This is a genomic window from Betaproteobacteria bacterium, assembly GCA_016194905.1.
In the GTDB taxonomy this organism is placed as follows: domain Bacteria; phylum Pseudomonadota; class Gammaproteobacteria; order Burkholderiales; family JACQAP01; genus JACQAP01.
On the sequence record JACQAP010000026.1, the window covers coordinates 76,948 to 96,241 of the forward strand.

At 61.6% G+C, this 19,294-nt stretch carries 23 protein-coding genes; 7 read left to right on the top strand and 16 right to left on the bottom strand.

Going from position 1 to position 19,294, the window contains the following annotated elements:
* Positions 1-4: 4 nt before the first annotated feature.
* The 12 genes from HY067_17520 to HY067_17575 form a co-directional block, all read right to left on the bottom strand.
* On the bottom strand, positions 5-1,474 hold the full coding sequence (locus HY067_17520) for a GMC family oxidoreductase (protein ID MBI3529753.1): 1,470 nt from the start codon (positions 1,472-1,474) through the stop codon (positions 5-7).
* A 17-nt stretch (positions 1,475-1,491) separates the two neighbouring features.
* Entirely contained in the window at positions 1,492-2,544 is a 1,053-nt protein-coding gene (locus HY067_17525; protein MBI3529754.1) for a VOC family protein, read from the bottom strand.
* Between the two features lie 2 nt (positions 2,545-2,546).
* Complete coding sequence (locus tag HY067_17530) at positions 2,547-3,347, bottom strand: SDR family oxidoreductase (GenBank protein MBI3529755.1); 801 nt, start codon at positions 3,345-3,347, stop codon at positions 2,547-2,549.
* Positions 3,348-3,422: 75 nt separating this feature from the next.
* Positions 3,423-3,890: a DoxX family protein gene (locus HY067_17535; protein MBI3529756.1), complete on the bottom strand. Its 468-nt coding sequence runs from the start codon at positions 3,888-3,890 to the stop codon at positions 3,423-3,425.
* Positions 3,891-3,970: 80 nt separating this feature from the next.
* The gene (locus tag HY067_17540) at positions 3,971-4,261 is read right to left on the bottom strand and encodes a DUF2282 domain-containing protein (protein ID MBI3529757.1); all 291 of its coding nucleotides are present in this window, start codon (positions 4,259-4,261) and stop codon (positions 3,971-3,973) included.
* A 114-nt stretch (positions 4,262-4,375) separates the two neighbouring features.
* A complete protein-coding gene (locus tag HY067_17545) occupies positions 4,376-5,209 on the bottom strand; it encodes a putative DNA-binding domain-containing protein (protein ID MBI3529758.1) in 834 nt (277 codons plus the stop codon).
* A complete protein-coding gene (locus tag HY067_17550; protein MBI3529759.1) occupies positions 5,193-6,062 on the bottom strand; it encodes a DUF692 domain-containing protein in 870 nt (289 codons plus the stop codon). The genes HY067_17545 and HY067_17550 overlap by 17 nt, the downstream gene beginning before the upstream one ends.
* 1 nt (position 6,063) lies before the next feature.
* Positions 6,064-6,273, bottom strand: a complete 210-nt coding sequence (locus tag HY067_17555; protein MBI3529760.1) for a hypothetical protein — start codon at positions 6,271-6,273, stop codon at positions 6,064-6,066.
* A 290-nt stretch (positions 6,274-6,563) separates the two neighbouring features.
* Positions 6,564-7,508, bottom strand: coding sequence for an SMP-30/gluconolactonase/LRE family protein (locus HY067_17560; GenBank protein MBI3529761.1), 945 nt, complete (start codon positions 7,506-7,508; stop codon positions 6,564-6,566).
* A 680-nt stretch (positions 7,509-8,188) separates the two neighbouring features.
* On the bottom strand, positions 8,189-8,635 hold the full coding sequence (locus HY067_17565; GenBank protein ID MBI3529762.1) for a heme-binding protein: 447 nt from the start codon (positions 8,633-8,635) through the stop codon (positions 8,189-8,191).
* 148 nt (positions 8,636-8,783) lie between these two features.
* Positions 8,784-9,083, bottom strand: coding sequence for a DUF2282 domain-containing protein (locus HY067_17570; GenBank protein ID MBI3529763.1), 300 nt, complete (start codon positions 9,081-9,083; stop codon positions 8,784-8,786).
* A gap of 87 nt (positions 9,084-9,170) precedes the next feature.
* Positions 9,171-9,425 carry a hypothetical protein gene (locus HY067_17575; GenBank protein MBI3529764.1) on the bottom strand — a complete coding sequence of 85 codons (255 nt, stop codon included), beginning with the start codon at positions 9,423-9,425 and terminating at the stop codon, positions 9,171-9,173.
* Between the two features lie 216 nt (positions 9,426-9,641).
* On the opposite strand from HY067_17575, the gene argB reads away from it, so the two are divergent.
* The 4 genes from argB (at position 9,642) to HY067_17595 (ending at position 12,364) form a co-directional block, all read left to right on the top strand.
* The gene (gene argB, locus HY067_17580) at positions 9,642-10,529 is read left to right on the top strand and encodes an acetylglutamate kinase (GenBank protein MBI3529765.1); all 888 of its coding nucleotides are present in this window, start codon (positions 9,642-9,644) and stop codon (positions 10,527-10,529) included.
* Positions 10,530-10,571: 42 nt separating this feature from the next.
* The gene (locus HY067_17585) at positions 10,572-11,228 is read left to right on the top strand and encodes a pyrimidine 5'-nucleotidase (protein ID MBI3529766.1); all 657 of its coding nucleotides are present in this window, start codon (positions 10,572-10,574) and stop codon (positions 11,226-11,228) included.
* Positions 11,229-11,315: 87 nt separating this feature from the next.
* Positions 11,316-11,888: a nucleoid occlusion factor SlmA gene (gene slmA / locus HY067_17590; protein MBI3529767.1), complete on the top strand. Its 573-nt coding sequence runs from the start codon at positions 11,316-11,318 to the stop codon at positions 11,886-11,888.
* Positions 11,889-11,923: 35 nt separating this feature from the next.
* On the top strand, positions 11,924-12,364 hold the full coding sequence (locus HY067_17595) for a hypothetical protein (GenBank protein MBI3529768.1): 441 nt from the start codon (positions 11,924-11,926) through the stop codon (positions 12,362-12,364).
* A gap of 9 nt (positions 12,365-12,373) precedes the next feature.
* Here HY067_17595 and moeB read toward each other — a convergent pair whose 3' ends face one another.
* The 4 genes from moeB to gpmA form a co-directional block, all read right to left on the bottom strand.
* Positions 12,374-13,165 carry a molybdopterin-synthase adenylyltransferase MoeB gene (moeB, locus tag HY067_17600; protein ID MBI3529769.1) on the bottom strand — a complete coding sequence of 264 codons (792 nt, stop codon included), beginning with the start codon at positions 13,163-13,165 and terminating at the stop codon, positions 12,374-12,376.
* 92 nt (positions 13,166-13,257) lie between these two features.
* Positions 13,258-14,670 (bottom strand): S41 family peptidase, encoded by a 1,413-nt coding sequence (locus HY067_17605; GenBank protein ID MBI3529770.1) that lies wholly within the window; start codon positions 14,668-14,670, stop codon positions 13,258-13,260.
* Between the two features lie 41 nt (positions 14,671-14,711).
* On the bottom strand, positions 14,712-15,851 hold the full coding sequence (locus HY067_17610; protein ID MBI3529771.1) for a peptidoglycan DD-metalloendopeptidase family protein: 1,140 nt from the start codon (positions 15,849-15,851) through the stop codon (positions 14,712-14,714).
* 53 nt (positions 15,852-15,904) lie between these two features.
* A complete protein-coding gene (gpmA, locus tag HY067_17615; GenBank protein ID MBI3529772.1) occupies positions 15,905-16,654 on the bottom strand; it encodes a 2,3-diphosphoglycerate-dependent phosphoglycerate mutase in 750 nt (249 codons plus the stop codon).
* Between the two features lie 162 nt (positions 16,655-16,816).
* Here gpmA and HY067_17620 point away from each other — a divergent pair, with 162 nt between their 5' ends.
* The 3 genes from HY067_17620 to grxC are packed head-to-tail and all read left to right on the top strand — an operon-like array spanning position 16,817 to position 19,274.
* Positions 16,817-18,589 (top strand): O-antigen ligase C-terminal domain-containing protein, encoded by a 1,773-nt coding sequence (locus HY067_17620; protein ID MBI3529773.1) that lies wholly within the window; start codon positions 16,817-16,819, stop codon positions 18,587-18,589.
* Complete coding sequence (locus tag HY067_17625; protein ID MBI3529774.1) at positions 18,586-18,996, top strand: rhodanese-like domain-containing protein; 411 nt, start codon at positions 18,586-18,588, stop codon at positions 18,994-18,996. Before HY067_17620 ends, HY067_17625 begins: the two co-directional genes overlap by 4 nt.
* Positions 18,996-19,274 (top strand): glutaredoxin 3, encoded by a 279-nt coding sequence (grxC, locus tag HY067_17630; GenBank protein ID MBI3529775.1) that lies wholly within the window; start codon positions 18,996-18,998, stop codon positions 19,272-19,274. The genes HY067_17625 and grxC overlap by 1 nt, the downstream gene beginning before the upstream one ends.
* Positions 19,275-19,294 lie beyond the last annotated feature (20 nt).

Here is a 19,294-nt window from a genome sequence, read left to right on the forward strand (position 1 = left end):
CGCATCAGGCGACGGATTCCGCCGCGTGCATCTCGTCGCGCGTGATGGCACGCGTTTCGCCAAGTCGCTGCGCCGCGCGCAAAGCCCAGGCGTAGATGGTGAGTGCCGGATTGACCCGGCTCGAGCGCGGCAGGATGCTGCCGTCGACCACATAGAGATTCGCCATGCCGTGAACCTTGCCGACGGCGTCTACCACCGAGGTTTGCGGACTGTGGCCGGCGATGAGTGTTCCGCAAGCGTGCGCCGTGCCGCTTAGCGGTATCGCCTTGGTGAGCGGGAAATAGCCGAGCCTAATGAGCTGCCGTTGCAGCGCGCGCACGAAGCGCCGGTGTTCGTCACGCGCGGAAGGCAGACGTTCGACATCGTAGTCGAGCCGCGGACTCACGCCGGGCTGCACCACGACGCGGTTATCGGGATGCGAACCGTCCTCGGTTTGCAAGAACAATCCGTAGACACGATTGCCGACGATGTCGCTCAGGCGTTTCGGTATGAAGCCGGGCATCTGTGCGGAGATGATATCGGCGGCGAGGCCGCCGCCCAGTGTCTGCAGGCTGCTGTGCGGAAAACGATCCGAAATCAGCAGTGCTGTTTTGCACAGCACGTCGTGCACTTTGCGGTGCGATAGCGCCAGCATCGCGGTGAGCATGTGCGATTTGTAATTGCGCCCCACCTGCCGGTAAGCCGGCAGACTGTGCGAGAGTCCGGCGGATTCCATGTAGGTCTGCAGAAGGCGGGGGCTGTGCAATGCGCCAGCGGCCAGCAGTACGGCGCTGGCCTCGAAGCGGCTGCCGTCATCGCAAACCACGCCGCTGATGCGAGTCGGTTCGCCGGCACCGGGGAGCAGGCTTGTCACCTGTCTGCCGATCAGAATCTGCAGGTTGGACCGATCGCGCACGCGGTCCAGGAAACGGTTCTCGGCATCGGCTTTCAATCCGCGAACCGACGCATAGGCGTCGAAATGGGCTGCTTCGTAAGGATGGTTCAGGATGTCGGCGGACAGTCCCAGCGGGAGCGGCCGCATGCGCCAATGGGGGTCTTGCCTGTGCAGGCCGTCCGCCAGCTTGCGCATGTCCGCCTCCACCGGAAACTGGCGCACCCCGAGCAGGTTTTCCGCTTCCTCGTAGAACGGTTCAAGATCGTCATAGCCGATCGGCCAGCCGCGGCATTGGTGACTTGCGTCGACTTCGAATTCTTCGGGGGCAAAGCGCAGCAGCGCGGCTCCATACCATTTGGTCTTGCCGCCAAGGTTGAAGTGTTCTTCGGGTACGACGGTGCGGCCGAATCTATCCAGCCAGGGTTCGCGCGCCAGAAATTTTCCGTGACGAATCACCTGGTACGCATCGAGCGTGCTGCCGTCCTTCGGCAGCGACGGTCCGCGCTCGATCAGCAGCACGCGTTTGCCGGTCTGTGTCAGATGGTAAGCGGCGGCCGAACCGCCGGCGCCTGAACCGATGATGATCGCGTCGTATCTCATGGCTGGACCCGTGGCCCTCATGGTTGAACCAGCAATACGGCGTGGCCGTCGGGATCGCGGACCATGAGTTGTCTGCGGTATGGCTGGTCTTTCACTTCCACGGCGCGAGGCGATATGAAGCGGACGTCCGCGTGCTGCAACTTGGCGACCAACTCGTCGAGGTCGTCCACCTCGATGACCGTCCGGGTGGCGACCAGATCGTTGACTCCGGCATCCGCGGGCGTCGAACGTCCGCCGCCGGGCGTGAGGTACTGCAGAAACTCCACACCGGGGCCGCTTGCGTCCCGCGGGCGCAATCCCGTTACGCGTACTACCGCACCGAAGGCGTTATCGAGCTGCTCCTGGGTTTCGCCCGAGTTCAGGCTTGCGCCGACCACAACTAGGCCAAGCAAATCGCGGTAGAAAGCGAAACTGCGATCGGTACTGGAAACGGTTATGGCGGAGTGGTCGATCCCGAGAAACAGCGCGTCGTCGCGATGCCATCTGGCCGGGCCCTTGTCCGGCGGCAAATAGAGCAGCTCCAGCGGATGGCCGTCGAAGTCGCGGAACTTGAAAGCCTTGACGCCAGCCGCTGCCTTGTTCCACTCGGGTAGGGTCTGCGGGGCGCTGGAAATCGCCTGAATCGGAAAGCGCGAGACATGCTCATAGGCCTTCTGCATGTCCGATACCACGACCGCAAAATGCTGGAACCAGAGGTCGTTGGCGCGGCTGTCGACCGGGACCGGCTTGCCGGCGGGTCCGAGATACTGGTCGAGCTCGATCGTTTCATCGCCGAGCTGCAACGACGCCGTTCGCACGCGGGTGCCGAAAACACCGGTGACATAGTCGTAGTCGCGATCCGCAGTCGTACGTTCGCCGGTCTTGCGGAATCCGAGCGCCTGCTCGAAAAACGCGACCGAGCGGTCAAGATCGGAAACCGTCAGCACGAAGCCCTTCACTTCGCGGGCACCGGCAAAGGCGCTGCCGGCCAGCAGGATCAGCGACACTGCCGCGAGCAGCGCGAAAGTGTGCAGCCATTCGCGCCAGGCGCGCGATTGCTGCGCCTGTACCGTGGTTTGCGCGAGGCTCATGATCAGCCCCCCTCGCGGAATTCCGGATACAGCGTCATGCCGCCATCGACGTACAGCGTCGCACCGTTGACGTAGTCCGACTGATCGGAGGCAAGCCATACCGCCGCGCGCGCGATGTCGCGTGTTTCGCCGACGCGGTAATAGGGAATCAGTTTGAGCAGCTCGGCTTCCGCCTGCGGCGTGGCCCAGGCTGCGGTGTTGATCGGGGTCTTGATGGCGCCCGGCGAAATGCCGTTGACGCGGATCTTGTGCATCGCCAATTCCTGCGCCATGGTCTTCATGAGCATCGACACGCCGCCCTTGGAGGCGGCGTAGTTGGCGTGGCCGGACCAGGGGATCACATCATGCACCGAGGACATGCAGATGATTTTGCCGGCGGCCTGCGAAATTTCCGCCACCACACCGCGGCGCAGAAATTCGCACACGGCTTCGCGGGCGCACAGGAACTGGCCGGTGAGGTTCACGGCAAGCACCAGTTCCCAGTCCTTGAGCGACATTTCGTGGATCTTCGCGTCGCGCTGCAGGCCGGCATTGTTGACCAGGATGTCGACGCTGCCCCAGGTGTTTATCACCTGGGCAAACATGGCCTTGACCTCTGCTTCGTTGCTTACGTCGGCGCGGATGGCGATGGCTTCGCCGCCAGCAGAGCGAATTTCGGAAACGATCTGCTGCGCGCGCTCTTCCCCGGCGACATAGTTGACGACGACCCGCGCGCCGGCTTCGGCGTAACCGCGGGCGACGCCCTCTCCGATACCGGAGTTGGCACCGGTGATCACGGCACGCTGTCCGTCGAGCAATCGCATCGAGATGGCGCGTTGTTCGCTGGCATTGATTGCGTTCATGGCTGCATTCCTTCTGGTAGCGTGACGCCAGCCGGATCAGAACAGGCGGCGGCGCAGAAAATGATCGACTGAAATTTTTCCGGGGCCGTGCAACAGCGGAATGAGCAGCAGGAGGCCCCAGTACTGGTGGTCCTTGAGGCCGACTTCCCCGAGATCCGGATACGAAACCACGGCGATGATGTTGAACACGAACAGCGCGGCGGCTGAAAGCCGGCCGCCGAGGCCGAGAACCAGAAAAACCGGCAGTACCAACTCGGCGGCGGTACCCATGTACGCGGCCAGTTGCGGCGGCAGCAACGGCACCGCGTATTCGTTCTCGAACAGGGCCAGCGTCGTGTCCCAGCTCAGGATCTTGGTCAGGCCGGACTGAAAGAACACCATGCCGACCCAGATGCGGATGGCGAGATCGAGCACCGGCGCAAGCCAGCCCTCGGCGATACGAACCGCATTCCTGGCGATTGCGGTCGCTGTGCCGATCGCATTCACGCGCGCGCTTTGGTTCATGGTCAGTTCCATGTGTTGCCTCCTTTGCCCGGATAGTCCCTCTCCGCGTCGCCGCCGGAGAGGGATCGAAGCAGCGTTGTTTACTTGGCGCCGCCGGGCTTGGCCCAGGCGGCAGTGACGATGTGGCCGCCGGCGATGCGCTCGCAACTGCCCTTGGGGAGCGCGATCCAGGCTTCCGCCTCGTTGTCTGTCTTGATGCTGCCGGCACAGGCCGACTTGCTGGTGCCGCAATCGTTTTTGCCGGCCTTGACGATGCCCGCGCATTTTTCGGTGTCGCCCTTGGCCGCCATCGCCTGGCTGCCGGCCGCACTCAAACCGAGCGCAAGCAGGCTCGCAAAAGCGGTATTGATGATCCTGTTCGATGCATTCATGTTCTTGCTCCGTTCATTTGAGGGTTGGAAGGCCAGGGTGGCATCGGGCCACCTGGTGATTGCGAGTGTGTTCGCGAAAGATCACGCACGTCTCACGCAAACCTAAACGTTCGGTCACGCAGCCGCCGCGAATGGGCGCTGCGAGTCGCCGTCCGCCGTCTCGTCGCTGCAGGACAGCGGCCAGTCGAAGCCGGCGAATGCGCCGCCGAACACGTGGCGCTGCAGGAAGGCGGCGACATCGAAATCCGGCTGTACCGAAACTGAGTAGCGGAGCGCCTCGTCGAAATTTCTCCCGGCGGCGAACAGGCTGAACATGCAGAAGCCGCCGCGGTCGAGCGTTTCGATTGCGACTTCACGGCCGTGACGCCGGACCAGCAGGAACACGCCGCCTTCCGCGAGATCCACCGAAGCGTCATCCGGCGCATCCGGCTGGTTCACCTGCCAGATGCGATGGATGGGATAGGCAGAGACCAGCAGCCGGCAGGAAGGATGCAGATCGAAGGTCAGCAATGTCTGGCGATCGGGCGGAACCGCGGCGAGATCGGTCGGCCGCAGGCTTTCGCGGTCGGTTGCGTGGAACGATTCCTCCACCAGCCATTCAAGGCGGGCCACATCGGCGAGGTATCGCGGTTCGCGCGCCGGCGGCCAGGTATCGAGAAAATCCGCGAAGGTTTCTCCGAAGCGGTTCAGGTCGCCGCTGGCGGAGGGATGCACGCGCATGTAGCGGTCGGCGGCGCGGTCGAAGAAGCGCGCGCCGACCAGGCGTTCGATCACCGGATAGACGGCGCGCAATGTCTGGCGAAAATTCGATATCACGTTGTTGCGGTAGACGCCGATGCGTTCGTGCGCCGGGATGGCGTTGTCGATCACGTGTGCGGTCGCGTAGTTGCCCGCCGGATCAAGCAGGGTGGCGACGAACTTCAGTTGCAGTTCACGCAGCGAGGGCATGCCGGTTCTCCATGATGGTGTCGGCCAGGATTCTGTCGGCGGCGGCGGCTTCGTCGACAAGGACGGCGAGCGGCGGCAGGTCCGTGTCCCATTCGATGAGCGTCGGGACGCGCCCGAAACGCGCGACGGCTTCGCGGTACAGGGCCCACACCGGTTCGGCGACGCGGGCGCCATGCGTGTCGATCAGGCAGCGCCCGTTGTGATCGTGGCCGGCAAGATGGATTTCCCGGACGTGCGCCGTCGGAATGCCGCGCAGATAACGCGCTGCGTCGAAGCCGTGATTGACCGATGACACGTAGACATTGTTGACGTCGAGCAGGATGCCGCAGCCTGTGCGGCGCGCCACTTCCGCGACGAACTCCCATTCCGGCAGGTTCGACTCGGCGAATTGCAGGTAACTGGAAACGTTCTCGACCAGGATCTGACGGCCGAGAAATTCCTGGGCCTGATTGATATGACGGCATACCACTGCGAGCGCCTGCTCGCTATGGGGCAATGGCAGCAGGTCGTTGTAGAAGCGGCCGCCGACTGAACTCCACGACAGGTGCTCGGAAACCAGTGCCGGTTCGACGCGATCGATCAGGCGGGCCAGATTCGTCAGGTGCTCGCGGGACAGCGCATCGGTCGATCCCAGCGACAGGCCGACGCCGTGCAGGCTGACGGGATAGTGCCGGCGCAGGCGATCGAGGAAGTACAGCGGCTGGCCGCCCTCGCAGAAATAGTTTTCGCTGTGGACTTCGAGCCAGCCGATGTCCGGCAATTCATCCAGCAACTGCCGGTAGTGCGGTGGGCGCAGACCGATGCCTGCACGCGCCGGGATACCGTGTCCGTTCATCGATTCGCATGCGCCCATGTCACTCGCCTTGCAACGCGCCGATATCGACTGCGACCATGCCGGACAACAGCACCATCAGTTCGGTCTCGGATTCCTCACCTTCTTCCAGGCCTTCGCCCTGCTCGTAGAAGCTCATCAGCGACAGCAGCGCGTCGGCGGCGCGCGAGTGGCGCACGGCCGCAGCCGTGCCGACATTCATCGATAAGAGTGACATGGCGACGGTGTTCATTCGATATCTCCTTGTGTTCTGGCCGGGCGGCAGGCCCTGTCTGTTTCTGCAGGCCCGATCGGCCTGATCAGATGGCGGCAGTATTGGCGGCGTTGATCACGCAAAGATCACGGAGAAGACAAGCTTTGGTCACGGCTGGCGGCGCGAAATGACCGATGGAAGTCTTTTGAGCGCAGGCTGTAAGGATGGGCTTGAGCGAACGACAGAGTTGCCCCATGCCGGTCGCCGGCAAAAAAAAGCCCGGCAAGCCGGGCGCAAGGGAGGAGAGAAGCAATTCGCAGATATGCAATCTAGGGCCGAATGCCCTGAACTTTGAGCGGCAGCCGGTATAGCGCCGACTGCGCGGTGAGATAGAGCGTGTTGCCATCGTCGCCCCACGCCATGTTGTGCGCATGCTTCGGCCCACGGATGGTACCGAGGTGTCGTCCATCGGGCGCAAGGATCCATAGTCCGCCGGGACCGGATACGTAGAGATGACCTTCTGCATCCACCTTGATGCCGTCAAGCGCGTCTTCGCCAGGCGCGGCGGTCATGTCGAAGAACACCTCGCCAGGCGCCAGAGTGCCGTCGCGGTTTACCGGGTAACGCATCACGACTTTGTTTTTTTCATCCCAGTTGCCGATGTAGAGATGCTTCTCGTCGGGAGAGAAGGCGATGCCGTTGGGGCCGGTCAGATCGGCCGATAGCAGCGCAAGCATGCCGTCCTTGATACGGTAGATACCGCTGTAGGGCAGTTCCTTGCGCGCATCGTCGAAGAACTTCGGCAGGCCGAATGGCGGATCGGTGAAGTACACAGCGCCGTCGGACTTGATTACCAGGTCGTTCGGACTGTTCAACCTTTTGCCCTGATAGTTGTCGGCGAGCACGGTGATCGTGCCGTCGCGCTCCAGGCGACTCACCCGATGGTTACCGTGCTCATCGAAGGTAAGCCGTCCCTGCCTGTCCACCGTAAGACCGTTGGATCCCGGTTGACCGAATTCCGCTATGTCCGCACCTTCGTAGCCGCTTGGGGAACGGAATACCGACAAGGCGCCAGCGCGTGTGTATTTATATATGGTGTTGGCGTTCGGATCGGAAAACAGCAGGTAACCGCCGTCGCGTACCCATACCGGTCCTTCCGTGAACTGGAAGCCGTCGGCCAGCTTGAACAGCTTGGGATTCTGGCTGACGATGCGGTCGATCTCCGGATCCAGCCGTTCGACCTCGATGTTGACTTCGTGCGGAGGAATTGCCATCGGCCCGGTCGGGCCATTGTGAAACTCCAGCCGGGCGTGATGCAGGAAGATGAAGTTGGTCGGAGAACGCGAAATCGGGCCATTGATCCCGAACACAGCCAACTGGATTTGCTGGCCGGGTTTGACGTCGCGGCCGATGACGAGACGATTCTTCGCGTTCCAACCTTTCACGACCGGCCCGCCGCTGTCGCCCATGGCGTAGGCAATCTCGCCGTCCACCCAGATCTCGGCGTAATCGTCCACCTTGGTTTCGAATACGACGGAGGCGCCGGTCGGATCGAACCGTCCGATGCGCGCGGGAACGGTGAGCCGGATCCGGTACCAGTTGAATGCGACATGGCCATGGCCACGCGGTCGTTTCAGGGTTTCCGGCGCGATGATTTCCCAGGCGCTGTCGTCGAAGTCAGCGCCGCCCGCTTTCGGCAGGTAGTCGTAGGTGGCAACCGGTTCGCCGGTGGGCTGACCGTCCGCACCGGGGCCGATGAAGCGCGCTTCGACGATGCGGGTATCGCTGTAGCGCCACTCACCCTTGACCAATGCGGCCCCGGTGCTGGTTGCCAGGTCCACCACGGCGCGCGGATTGCCGGGAAAGATATCCGGGTCCGCTGTGCCCGGCGCCGGCATGGCGGCGCCGGCAACGAGGCCGAGGGCGGCCGCAAGCAGCAGTCGCGCAACGGAGATCATCTGTTTTCTCCGGTCAGTACCTTGGCCGCCGCCATGGCTATTTCCTCATCTTGAGCCGCACTCGCCGCGCCACTCATACCGATCGCGCCGACGGTCTGGCCGTCCACGACCAACGGGATGCCGCCCTGCAACGGGGTGAACAATGTGTCGGGCAATGCCACCATGGTGATGCGACCCTTGTTGACGATGTCTTCGAAAAATTTGGTCGGTTTGCGAAACAGAGCCGAAGTGCGCGCTTTGCCAAGGGAAATCGTGGACGCGGCCGGAAAGGTATTGTCCAGACGCGCGGTGAGCACGGCATGGCCGCCGTCATCGACAATCGCAATCGCGCCGCCGGGTGCATCGAGGCGTCTGGCTTCGGCGATGGCCGCCGCCATGACTTTCTCCGCACCTTCCAGTGTCAGCGTTTTACGTTCGGTCAGTTGTTCTGCGTGCAGGTTCATCGCCGCTGCAAACAGGGATAACGCAGCAGCAACTCGCAAAATTGACATGTTCATGATGGCCTCGCGATTTCGGGCGCTGCCGGGGTGGCGCCCGTAAATTGGGGAACGAAGTCGGGACCGGAAGCTGCCCGGCCCCGAGGCTGTGGGCTCAGTTCTTGACGCCGGGAGTCGGATCGATGGCGGCGGTCAGATGCGCACCGGAAATCTTTTCGCAGGTGCCCTTCGGCACATAGATCCACGCTTCCGGGTCGCGGTCGCTGGTGACATGGCCGTGACACTGGTTCTTGCTGGTGGCGCAGTCGTTCTTGCTGGCCTTGATGATGCCGGCGCACTTCTCTTCCTTGCTGTGGTCGTTGTCGGCGGCCATCGATTGGGAGCCGAAGGCCAGCGCGCCGGCCGCGAACAGGCTGGCGAAGGTGCTGCGGATGATGCGATCAGAGGTTTTCATTGTTGCTCCTTTGCAGTTGGTGAATGAACGGGGCGTTGCAGCGCTCAACCGGGTTGATGTGCTGTTTCGTTCCGGCATAAAACGGAATCAGCTGCGGCCGAGTTTTTCGACGCACGCCTTTTCGGTCATTTCGACGAAGCCTTTGCCCTTGCAGGCGTTGTGCCCCTTGCATTCGTTCATCGAGGTTTTGCACTGGCCGTGACCTTTGCAGGCATTCGCACCGAAACACTTGATCTGCACGCCCGATCCGCTTTCGTCGGCGGCCCCGACCAGGCCCGAAGCGAACAGCGAAGCGGCAGCGGCTGCGATCGCGAGTCCCGTCATCGACTTGCTCTTGTTCATGAGAATTCCCCTTCGTGTCTGGGTTGCCACCCCGGAATGACGGCCCGGGTGAAAGTACCCGGGCCGGGCGAGAAAACAGACAGGTTCAGTCCCGTCAGTGCGGCATTCTCGGCGCCAATGCTCACGGCCTTATCACCCGAAAATCACGGTTTCATCACGATCCTTGTAACCGTCGCGGTAGAATCCGCGCTATTCCCAAGTTCACGTGAGCGCACCATGTCCCTGTCCGCCACCGACGTAGCGCAGAAAGCGCAGATCCTCGCCGAGGCGCTGCCCTACATCCGCCGTTTCCACGGCAAGACCATCGTCGTCAAATACGGCGGCAACGCCATGACCGACGAGAAGCTCAAGCACTCCTTCGCGCGTGATGTGGTGCTTCTCAAGCTGGTCGGCATGGACCCGGTGGTCGTCCACGGCGGCGGGCCGCAGATCGACGACATGCTCAAGCGCGTCGGCAAAAAGGGCGAATTCATCCAGGGTATGCGGGTCACCGACCGCGAAACCATGGACATCGTCGAAATGGTGCTCGGCGGCCTGGTGAACAAGGACATCGTCAACCTGATCAACCAAAACGGCGGCCGTGCGATCGGTCTGACCGGCAAGGACGGTTCCTTCATTCGCGCCAAGAAGTTGTTGCTCTCGAACAAGGACGATGCCGCCGAGATGCTCGACATCGGCCAGGTCGGCGAGATCCAGAGTATCGACCCGGAAGTGATTTCCCTGCTGGAGAGCCGCGAATTCATTCCGGTGGTGGCGCCCATCGGGGTGGGCGAGGACGGCGAGTCCTACAACATCAACGCCGACCTGGTCGCCGGCAAACTGGCCGAGATCCTGCACGCCGAAAAGCTGATCCTGCTGACCAATACGCCCGGGGTGCTCGACAAGAACGGCAAGCTGCTGACCGGATTGACGCCCAAACAGGTGGACGATCTGTTCGCTGACGGCACCATCCACGGCGGCATGCTGCCCAAGATCGACTCGGCGCTGGACGCGGCCAAGAGCGGCGTCAGGAGCGTGCACATCATCGACGGGCGGGTCGAGCACGCGCTGTTGCTGGAAGTGCTCACCGATCAGGGTGTGGGGACGTTGATCCGCAACCGCTAACGGTCAGCTTGTCGATCGAGGGCGTGCGGTCCTTCCGCTGAAATGACTGTTTCCCGCGTGCGCAGGTCGAGGGTCTGGATCTTCGACCTCGATAACACCCTCCACGATGCGCGACCGCATATCTTTCCGCATATCAACCGCTCGATGACGGAGTACGTAGCCGGGCTGCTCGATCTCGACGAGGAGGACGCCAACGCGTTACGCGACTTCTACTGGAAGCGCTACGGTGCGACGCTGCTCGGTCTGATCCGGCACCATCGCGTCGATCCAGGGCATTTTTTGCGCGAAACCCATCATTTCCCCGAACTCGACCGCATGGTCGTGGGCCGCCGTGAATTGCGCTCCGTCCTGCGGCGCCTGCCAGGCCGCAAGATCGTGTTCTCGAATGCGCCGGGACATTACGCGCGTGCCGTCCTGCAGGCGCTGGGGGTGCGCGATCTGTTCGACGATGTCTTTTCGATCGAGCGCACCCGGTTTCGACCTAAGCCGGAAGCACACGGATTTCTGCGCCTGATGCACGCGCATCGACTGGTAGCGTCGCGCTGCGTCATGGTGGAAGATAGCTTGGAGAATCTGCGCACCGCCAAGCGTCTGGGAATGAAAACCGTGTGGATGACGGAGTCGAATTGCGCGCCGGCCTGGGTGGACGCCAATGTGCGGCAACTGTTCCGGCTACCCAGGTTGTTGCGCCTCCTGTAAGGCGCGCCGCTTCGCACAACGCCGGTTCGTGTTAAATTTCGCGCCGTTCGGGTAACCTTTCCTCCCTCCACCCCAATCAGCGTTGCCATGCCTACCAAGCCGGGAGAACGCAAGCTGCAGATTCTGCAGACCCTTGCGAGCATGCTCGAAAATCCAAAGGGTGAAAAAATCACCACTGCCGCGCTCGCTGCCAGACTCGATGTTTCGGAGGCGGCGCTCTACCGGCATTTCGCGAGCAAGGCGCAGATGTTCGAGGGATTGATCGAATTCATCGAGCAGACCCTGTTTGGGCTGGTGAACAAGATTACCGCGGAGGAGGCGAGCGGACTGAAGCAGCTCGAGGCGATCATGACGACGTTGCTCGGCTTTGCCAAGAAAAATCCCGGCATGACGCGTGTGCTGATCGGCGACGCACTGGTCAATGAAGACGAGCGCCTGCAGGCGCGCATCAACCAGTTGCATGACCGGCTGGAAGCAACGCTGAAGCAGGCCTTGCGCTTCGCGATTTCGGAAAAACAGATTCCGGAAAATACCGACGCAGCCGCCCAGGCCAATCTCATGATCGCTTTCGTGGTCGGCCGCTGGCACCAGTTTGCCAAGAGCGGATTCAGGCGCGACCCCACGGAGCAGTGGGCCGCGCAATGGCCCGCGCTGGTATAGCTTCCTTGCGATATGCCGCGAAGGTCGTCAGGGCCATGGCGTGCGCTGCCATGTTTGTATTGCTGGGCGGTTGCGGCACCTCGGACGACGACTTTGCGAAAGTGGTCGCCGGGACCTGGGGTTCGCGCGAAGTCGCACCGGACGACGTGATCGTCGAAACCGAGTTCACGCTGCTTCCCGGAGGGCGGGTCAACTGGCAGGGCGAGTTGCGCATGCTGGTGCCCCCCGATTTCTATCTGCCGAATCGCCCCAATTACGAAGTGAAGAATGGCCGGCTGGTGTACTACTTCTCTGCGAGCGGCAACTGGGCGGTACGCGATGGCTACCTGCACACCAGGATCGAGTCTTCGACCTTGCCCAGTCTGATGCCGGTGGGTTTTGCCGCGGCCTGGCATCTCAAGGAAGTCACCAGCAAGGAAATGATCTATGTATCCGCGGCCAACGGCCGGACGCGCGTGGAAGTTCGCAAGCAGTAAGCGTCAACGTTACGGCCGCGCGCACACCTCAACGGCTTCGCGCTGCGTCGTATCTCCCGCCGCGCACACGGCGCAATGCGGATCTTTCTTGAGTCGCACACTCCTCCATTCCATCGTCAGCGCGTCGAGCAGCAGCAACCTGCCGGTCAGGTCCCGGCCCACGCCCATCAGCAATTTCAGCACTTCGGCGGCCTGGACCGAACCAATTATTCCGACCAGCGGGGCGAATACGCCCATGACGGCACAGCGCATTTCCTCGAGATCCCCACTTTCCGGAAACAGGCAGTGATAGCACGGGCTGTCCGCTCTGCGCAGATCGAATACCGCAACCTGGCCGTCGAAGCGGACACCCGCGCCCGACACCAGCGGTTTGGAAAATCTGACGCAGGCGCGATTGATGGCATGACGCGTGGCGAAATTGTCGGTGCAATCGATGATCACATCCGCGGACTGGACCAGTTCCTCCAATCGTTCGCCGGCTACGCGTTCAGCAATGGCGGTGACAACGGTCTCCGGATTGATGCGCGACAGCGTGCGGCGCGCGGATTCGACCTTGCGCTCGCCGATCGAATCGGTGAAATGCACGATCTGCCGTTGCAGATTGGTCAGGTCGACATTGTCGTCGTCGCATACGGTGAATCGACCCACGCCGCTCGCTGCCAGATAAAGCGATACCGGGGCGCCGAGTCCGCCGGCGCCGATCATCAAGGCGTGCGAGTCGAGCAACTTCTGCTGGCCGTCGATGCCGATCTCGGGCAGCAAGATGTGGCGGCTGTAACGCAGTAGTTGGTTGTCGTCCATTGCGGTAATTAGTCCGGATTTTGCGGGCATCTTAACGCGGAAGGCCCGCACTGGGCGGGCCTTCCGTTGGCTGGCGCTTGCCTAGGCAGCGGTTATCTCTTGCCAATAATCTGCAGACCTTTTAGCAGATTCAACGCCTGATTCAACTGATAGTCGTTCTTCGACACGATGTCCGGCGGCGTGCCGTCATCGGTAGGTTTGTCCTCGGCCTTGGGCGCTGACGGCGCGGGCGGCACCGCCGACTGCGGCTGCGGCGCGGGTTGCTTGATTTCGGACGTACCGCCTTGCGGATTGGCCAGATGGCGCTCCAAGTCGGCTTCACGCAACCTGGCGGCGGCCTCCCCTTCGGTCACGGTCGCTTCTTCGACGATGATGTCGGGTGTGATGCCCTTCGCCTGGATCGAGCGTCCGTTCGGCGTGAAGTAGCGCGCAGTGGTGAGCTTGATCGCGGTGCCGTTGCCGAGCGGAAGAATGGTCTGCACCGATCCCTTGCCGAACGTCTGCGTCCCCATCACCACCGCGCGCTTGTGATCCTGCAGGGCGCCCGCCACGATTTCCGACGCCGATGCAGATCCGCTGTTGACCAGCACGACCATCGGCAGTGTCTTGAGCTCCTTCGGCAGCTTCTTGAGATAGTCGTCCTTGCTGCCGCGCAGGTAATACTCGGGGCGCGCGAACAGCTTCATCTTGGCGTCTTCGGTGCGACCTTCGGTGTAGACCACCAGCGCTTCGCTTGGCAGGAAGGCCGACGAAATAGCCACGGCGCCGTTGAGCAGACCGCCCGGATCATTGCGCAAATCCAGGATGATGCCCTTCATCGGGCCGTTGTTGTCCTTGAACAGCTTCTCGACGTATTTCGCCAGGGTCTCGCCGGTGTGCTCCTGGAACTGGGTGACCCGGAAATAGGCGTAACCCGGTTCGAGCAACTTGGACTTCACGCTCTGGATCTGGATCACGGCGCGGGTCAGCGTCACCACGCGCGGCTTGGTATCGCCTTTGCGCACGAAGGTCAGCGTGATCGGCGTATTGGGTTTACCGCGCATGCGCTTGACGGCATCGTTCAGGGTCATGCCTTTCACATTGGCTTCGTCGAGCTTGATGATCAGATCGCCCGACTTGAGGCCCGCCCGCCAGGCCGGTGTATCCTCGATCGGCGCGACGACCTTGACGAAACCGTCTTCCATGCCGACTTCGATGCCCAGGCCGCCAAATTCGCCCTGGGTGCCGACCTGCAGGTCCCTGAATGCTTCGGCGTCCAGATAGGCGGAATGCGGATCCAGGCCGGACAGCATGCCGTTGATCGCTTCGGAGATGAGCTTCTTGTCGTCGACCGGCTCGACATAGTCGTTCTTGATGCGACCGAATACTTCGGTGAACGCGCGCAAATCCTCGATCGGCAGCGGGCCGACGTTTTTTTGCGCCACGGCGGAAAAGTTCAGGCTGATCAGCACGCCAAGGATCGCCCCAAGGACAATCAGGCCAATCTGCCGAAATTTGCTATGCATCTTCATGACTCCTCATGTGCGCAACCCGATGGCGCGCGATCTCATTTCAACGTTACCCAAGGGATGGGGTCGAAAGGCTTTCCCTGAAATCTCAGTTCAAAGTATAAACCCGAATCAGGGTTGCCACCGCTGTTGCCCGTTGCGGCGATCGTGTCGCCCGCCCGGGTTTCTTCGCCGACCTGTTTGAGCAGCGACTCGTTATTGCCATATAGGCTCATATAACCGTCGCCGTGGTCAAGAATCAGCAGGTTACCGAAGCCGCGCAGCCAGTCTGCGTAAACTACCCGGCCGCCGGCTACCGCCTTGACGTCCCGGCCGGGCTTGGCGGAAATAAACAAACCCTTCCACGATAAACCACTGTCCTTTCTTTGGCCGCCGAAGCGGTTCATCAGTTCCCCGATCACCGGTAGCCGCAATCTGCCCTTCAACTGGCGGAATGGCCCTGATCCGGTGTCGGCATTCGGCAATGCCTGATTGGTTATGCGTTTGCCGGGTTTCTTGTTCTTGCGCGCTGCTTCCTTTGCGAGCCGCTCGATCAGCTGGGAGAGCCGTTCTTCGTCGCGTTTGAGCGTGGAAAGCTGCTCGCGGCTCTTGTCGATGTCGTCCGAAACCCTGACGTAGACCCGCTGGCGTTCCGCTTTTTCCTTCTCCAACCGGCGCATTTGCGATGTTTCCTCGCTTTGCAGCGCGTGCAGTTCCGAACTCCTGCGGCGGGTTTCGTCTGTCAGTTTCTCGAGGTTGGCGAGATTTTCCCTGAGGCTGGCGAGGAGTTCGGCGCGGGCTCGCGAGACGTAACTGAGGTAGTGCAGCTGACGTGCGATTTCGTTCGGGTCTTTGCCGTTGAGCACCAGCTTGATGGCGTCCGACTGTCCGCCGACATACTGCTGATAGAGCAGCCGGCCCAGCGTGGCCTGTTCGTCGGCGATATTGCTTTCCACGACACGAGTTCGCGATTGCAGACGGGACAAAGCGCTATTGACCTCGCGCCGCTGGCCGGAGATCTGATACAACTTGCGGCTGGTCTCGCTGACCGCGCGTTCCGAATCCTTCAGCGCATCGGCTACTTCGGCTTTCGACCCCTCGGACTCGGTGAGCTGCTTCTGCAGGGCCTCGATGCGGCCGCGAAGGTCTTTCAGTTCGTCCTTGGGTCCGGCTTGCGCCCCGGCCGAAACGGCTAGCATGAACAGCGCCGCGACCGCAGCCGGAAATAGCTGAAGGTTTTTCCGCTCCGTGCTCAAGACTTGCCGCGCGCCTGCGCCGCCACGGCGGCCGCAGCCTGCTTTGCCTTCTCCTGGTCGCCCAGGTAGTAGTTGCGCAGCGGCTTCAGCGCATCGTCCAGCTCATAAACCAGCGGGATGCCGGTGGGAATATTCAGCCCCACGATGTCCTGTTCCGATACGTTGTCGAGATATTTCACCAGTGCGCGAATGGTATTGCCGTGCGCGACCACAATGACGCGCTTGCCGGCTTTGACTTGTGGTGCGATCACATCGTTCCAGTGGGGTAGAAAGCGTGTCACCGTGTCCTTCAGACATTCAGTGAGAGGAATGTCCCGAGGCTGCATGTCGGCGTAGCGGCGATCGTTTCCGGGATAGCGAGCGTCGCCAGGTTCGAGCGCTGGAGGGGGCGTGTCGTAACTGCGGCGCCAGACCAGAATCTGCTCTGCGCCATAGCGTTCGGCCATGTCGGTCTTGTTCAAACCCTGCAGCGTGCCGTAGTGACGTTCGTTCAGCCGCCACGAAAGCTGCTGGGGGATCCATGTGAGATCCAGTTCTTCGAGCGCAATCCACATCGTGCGGATCGCGCGCTTGAGTACCGAACCATGGGCGAGATCGAAGGTGAAGCCTTCCTGTTTAAGCAACCGGCCGGCGTCGTGTGCTTCCCCGAGGCCTTTCTCCGAAAGATCGACATCGGTCCAGCCGGTGAACCGGTTTTCCTTGTTCCAGACGCTTTCACCGTGGCGCAGCAGTACGATTTTTTTCATGGAAACATGCAATGATCGCGAGGTTGGAGGGATGCGGGCGCTTTCGCGCCCAGCGGATAGAATTGTATTACCCGCATCGGCGAGTGTCCTGCCGACGTCGCTGGCGCTACTGCTGGCACCTTGCCCAGAACAATGAAAAACCATCGCCAGGAAAGGCCCGCCTTGACGATCTCGAATCTCAGTGCCTTCGATGCGTGGCGGGCCAGGCTGGCCCTCACATTGATCGGGCTCGCTTGGGTGTTGCCGTTCCAGAGTCCGAATTTTTTCGAGCCCATTTCCAGCTTCTATGGCGAAGCCGCAGCCGTCGTCCTTGGCCTCGCCGCCGTCACCTGCTTATACGGGCGTTTTGCATGGCCGGTGATTCAGCTGCCGCGTTCCAGCCTGGTGTTTCTCGGATTCGCGGCGCTGATTCTTCTGCACGTCGCGCTCGGCCGCACGGTTTATCCACAGCAGAACCTGCTGGCGATCCTCTACCTGATCTGGGCCATGGCGCTGGCCTCACTGGCGTGGCGTCTCCGGGAAATTTTCGGGTTGGAGAGGCTGGTTACCGTATTGTCGTGGTTCACCCTGGCCGGAGCGCTGGTAAGTGCCGCTATCGGGCTGGGGCAGCTGTGGGGGATTTCGTCGCTGCTGCAGCCTTTCATGCTTCCGCCCGTGACGGGACGCATCTACGCCAATACTGGCCAACCCAATCACCTCGCGAATTATCTTTGTATGGGAATCGCATCGCTGATCTTCCTGTATGGCTCCGCTCGTGTTCGTCTGGCTATCGCACTTGTGGTCACTATGCCTCTGCTCATTGTGCTGATGGTATCCGGCTCGCGCAGCATCTGGCTCTTTCTCGCGGCGCTGGTGATCCTCGCGGGTCTGCATCGCGTTCTGCGGCCTTCACCTGGCGCGTCCCGCATTCTCCTGCTGAGCATTGCGGCTTTCGCGGGATTTCTGCTGGCGCAATGGTTTGCGGGCATTCTGGTGGATACTTCGTCTACTTCAGTGCAGGCGGTCGGCGCACGCATGCGCAGTGAAGGCATGCTGTCCCCGGTCCGTTTTCGTCTGTGGCAGGAGGCCTGGCTGATGTTTTGCGACGCGCCGCTATTCGGGCAGGGATTCCGGCAATTTCCGTGGCAGCACTTTCTGCTGAACGGGCAGTTGCCGCCGCCGCGCGCAGAGGACGTGATCAATGACAACGCTCACAACCTGCTGCTGCATACGATGGCCGAGTTCGGGGTTGCAGGGGTTGCCGTACTCCTAGCGGGAATTGCACTTTGGCTACGCAGCGTATTGCGGAACGAATTCTCGGCGTCGATGTGGTGGGTGCTGTCGCTCGCCGCGATTCTGAGCATTCACAGTATGCTAGAGTACCCGCTCTGGTACGCGTATTTCCTGGGTACCGCCGCGGTTGTCAGCGGCGCTTCTGAATCTGCTGCAACAACGATCGGCAAGCGGACCGGCGGAAGGATGGTGCCGGTACTGGTACTGCTGCTCGGGTGGATTGCCGTTGCCAATATCTATCAGGACTACCGCACACTTCAGTCCGTGCATCGAGTTCCGCAGCGGGATGCCGCTGCGCAGACGCGAAGTCCGGCCGCTGTCCTGCTCGAGTTGCAGCAGCATTCGCTGTTTGCGCCTTTCGTGGAACTCGCCCTGGCGCGCACGATAGTGCTCGACCGGGAACAGATCGAGAGCAAGTTCACCTTGAACGATGCCGTTATGCACTTCGCGCCCGCGCCGGACGTGGTCTATCGGCAGGCCGTTTTGCTTGCGCTCGACGGACAGGAGGATGCAGCGCGAACCCAATGGGATCTGGCCGTGGCGAATTATCCGGGCGAACGCGCCAGAATAGCGAAGGTGCTGGAGAACGTGGCATCGCGCGAGTCAAATGCTGTGGGGCTCGCAGCCTATGTAAAAATGCAGAGGGTCAAGGAAACTAAATGAAATTCGTACTGAACAACATATGGCTCGTGTTGGCAGCCGCGGTGAGCGGCGCGATTCTGCTATGGCCGCTCGTGAACCGGCGTCTCAGCGGCGTGCCCGAGGTCGGCGCGCTGCAGGCGGTGCAACTGCTCAATCGCAAGGATGCGGTGATGATCGACGTGCGCGAGCCGGCGGAATTCAGTGCCGGCCATGCACCGAACGCGAAGAATATTCCCCTTGCACAACTCGACAAGCGCATAGGGGAACTGGAAAAATTCAAGAATCGTCCTGCGGTCGTACTCTGCCAGACCGGGGGCCGGTCGCACGCGGCAACCGCGCTACTCAAGAAGGCCGGTTTTGCCGAGGTCGTCGTTCTGGCCGGAGGCATCAACGCCTGGCAGCAGGCCAACATGCCGGTAGAAAAATAATGCCGAGCATCAACATGTATTGCACGGCAGTCTGTCCTTATTGCGTGGCCGCCGAACGGTTGTTAACCAGCAAAGGCGTCGGGCACATCGAGAAGATTCGCGTCGATCTGCAGCCCGCACGACGCACCGAAATGATGGAACGCACCGGAAGGCGCACGGTTCCGCAGATCTACATCGATGATCGGCATGTCGGCGGATTCGATGACCTCGCCGCGCTCGATGCCGCCGGCGGGCTCGATCCCCTTTTGCGCGATGAGACCAGGAAATCCGCGGCCTGAACCCCCACTATCCAACGAGA

Excerpts from the sequence above, each read along its gene's own strand:
- HY067_17520 (MBI3529753.1), bottom strand. The coding sequence starts at position 1,474 with ATGAGATACGACGCGATCATCATCGGTTCAGGCGCCGGCGGTTCGGCC.
- HY067_17575 (MBI3529764.1), bottom strand. The coding sequence starts at position 9,425 with ATGAACAAGAGCAAGTCGATGACGGGACTCGCGATCGCAGCCGCTGCC.
- HY067_17565 (MBI3529762.1), bottom strand. The coding sequence starts at position 8,635 with ATGAACCTGCACGCAGAACAACTGACCGAACGTAAAACGCTGACACTG.
- moeB (MBI3529769.1), bottom strand. The coding sequence starts at position 13,165 with ATGGACGACAACCAACTACTGCGTTACAGCCGCCACATCTTGCTGCCC.
- gpmA (MBI3529772.1), bottom strand. The coding sequence starts at position 16,654 with ATGAAAAAAATCGTACTGCTGCGCCACGGTGAAAGCGTCTGGAACAAG.
- HY067_17535 (MBI3529756.1), bottom strand. The coding sequence starts at position 3,890 with ATGAACCAAAGCGCGCGCGTGAATGCGATCGGCACAGCGACCGCAATC.
- HY067_17530 (MBI3529755.1), bottom strand. The coding sequence starts at position 3,347 with ATGCGATTGCTCGACGGACAGCGTGCCGTGATCACCGGTGCCAACTCC.
- HY067_17570 (MBI3529763.1), bottom strand. The coding sequence starts at position 9,083 with ATGAAAACCTCTGATCGCATCATCCGCAGCACCTTCGCCAGCCTGTTC.
- slmA (MBI3529767.1), top strand. The coding sequence starts at position 11,316 with ATGCCTACCAAGCCGGGAGAACGCAAGCTGCAGATTCTGCAGACCCTT.
- argB (MBI3529765.1), top strand. The coding sequence starts at position 9,642 with ATGTCCCTGTCCGCCACCGACGTAGCGCAGAAAGCGCAGATCCTCGCC.
- HY067_17545 (MBI3529758.1), bottom strand. The coding sequence starts at position 5,209 with ATGCCCTCGCTGCGTGAACTGCAACTGAAGTTCGTCGCCACCCTGCTT.
- HY067_17525 (MBI3529754.1), bottom strand. The coding sequence starts at position 2,544 with ATGAGCCTCGCGCAAACCACGGTACAGGCGCAGCAATCGCGCGCCTGG.
- HY067_17540 (MBI3529757.1), bottom strand. The coding sequence starts at position 4,261 with ATGAATGCATCGAACAGGATCATCAATACCGCTTTTGCGAGCCTGCTT.
- HY067_17610 (MBI3529771.1), bottom strand. The coding sequence starts at position 15,851 with ATGCTAGCCGTTTCGGCCGGGGCGCAAGCCGGACCCAAGGACGAACTG.
- HY067_17555 (MBI3529760.1), bottom strand. The coding sequence starts at position 6,273 with ATGAACACCGTCGCCATGTCACTCTTATCGATGAATGTCGGCACGGCT.
- HY067_17595 (MBI3529768.1), top strand. The coding sequence starts at position 11,924 with ATGGCGTGCGCTGCCATGTTTGTATTGCTGGGCGGTTGCGGCACCTCG.
- HY067_17585 (MBI3529766.1), top strand. The coding sequence starts at position 10,572 with ATGACTGTTTCCCGCGTGCGCAGGTCGAGGGTCTGGATCTTCGACCTC.
- grxC (MBI3529775.1), top strand. The coding sequence starts at position 18,996 with ATGCCGAGCATCAACATGTATTGCACGGCAGTCTGTCCTTATTGCGTG.
- HY067_17550 (MBI3529759.1), bottom strand. The coding sequence starts at position 6,062 with ATGGGCGCATGCGAATCGATGAACGGACACGGTATCCCGGCGCGTGCA.
- HY067_17625 (MBI3529774.1), top strand. The coding sequence starts at position 18,586 with ATGAAATTCGTACTGAACAACATATGGCTCGTGTTGGCAGCCGCGGTG.
- HY067_17560 (MBI3529761.1), bottom strand. The coding sequence starts at position 7,508 with ATGGCAATTCCTCCGCACGAAGTCAACATCGAGGTCGAACGGCTGGAT.
- HY067_17605 (MBI3529770.1), bottom strand. The coding sequence starts at position 14,670 with ATGCATAGCAAATTTCGGCAGATTGGCCTGATTGTCCTTGGGGCGATC.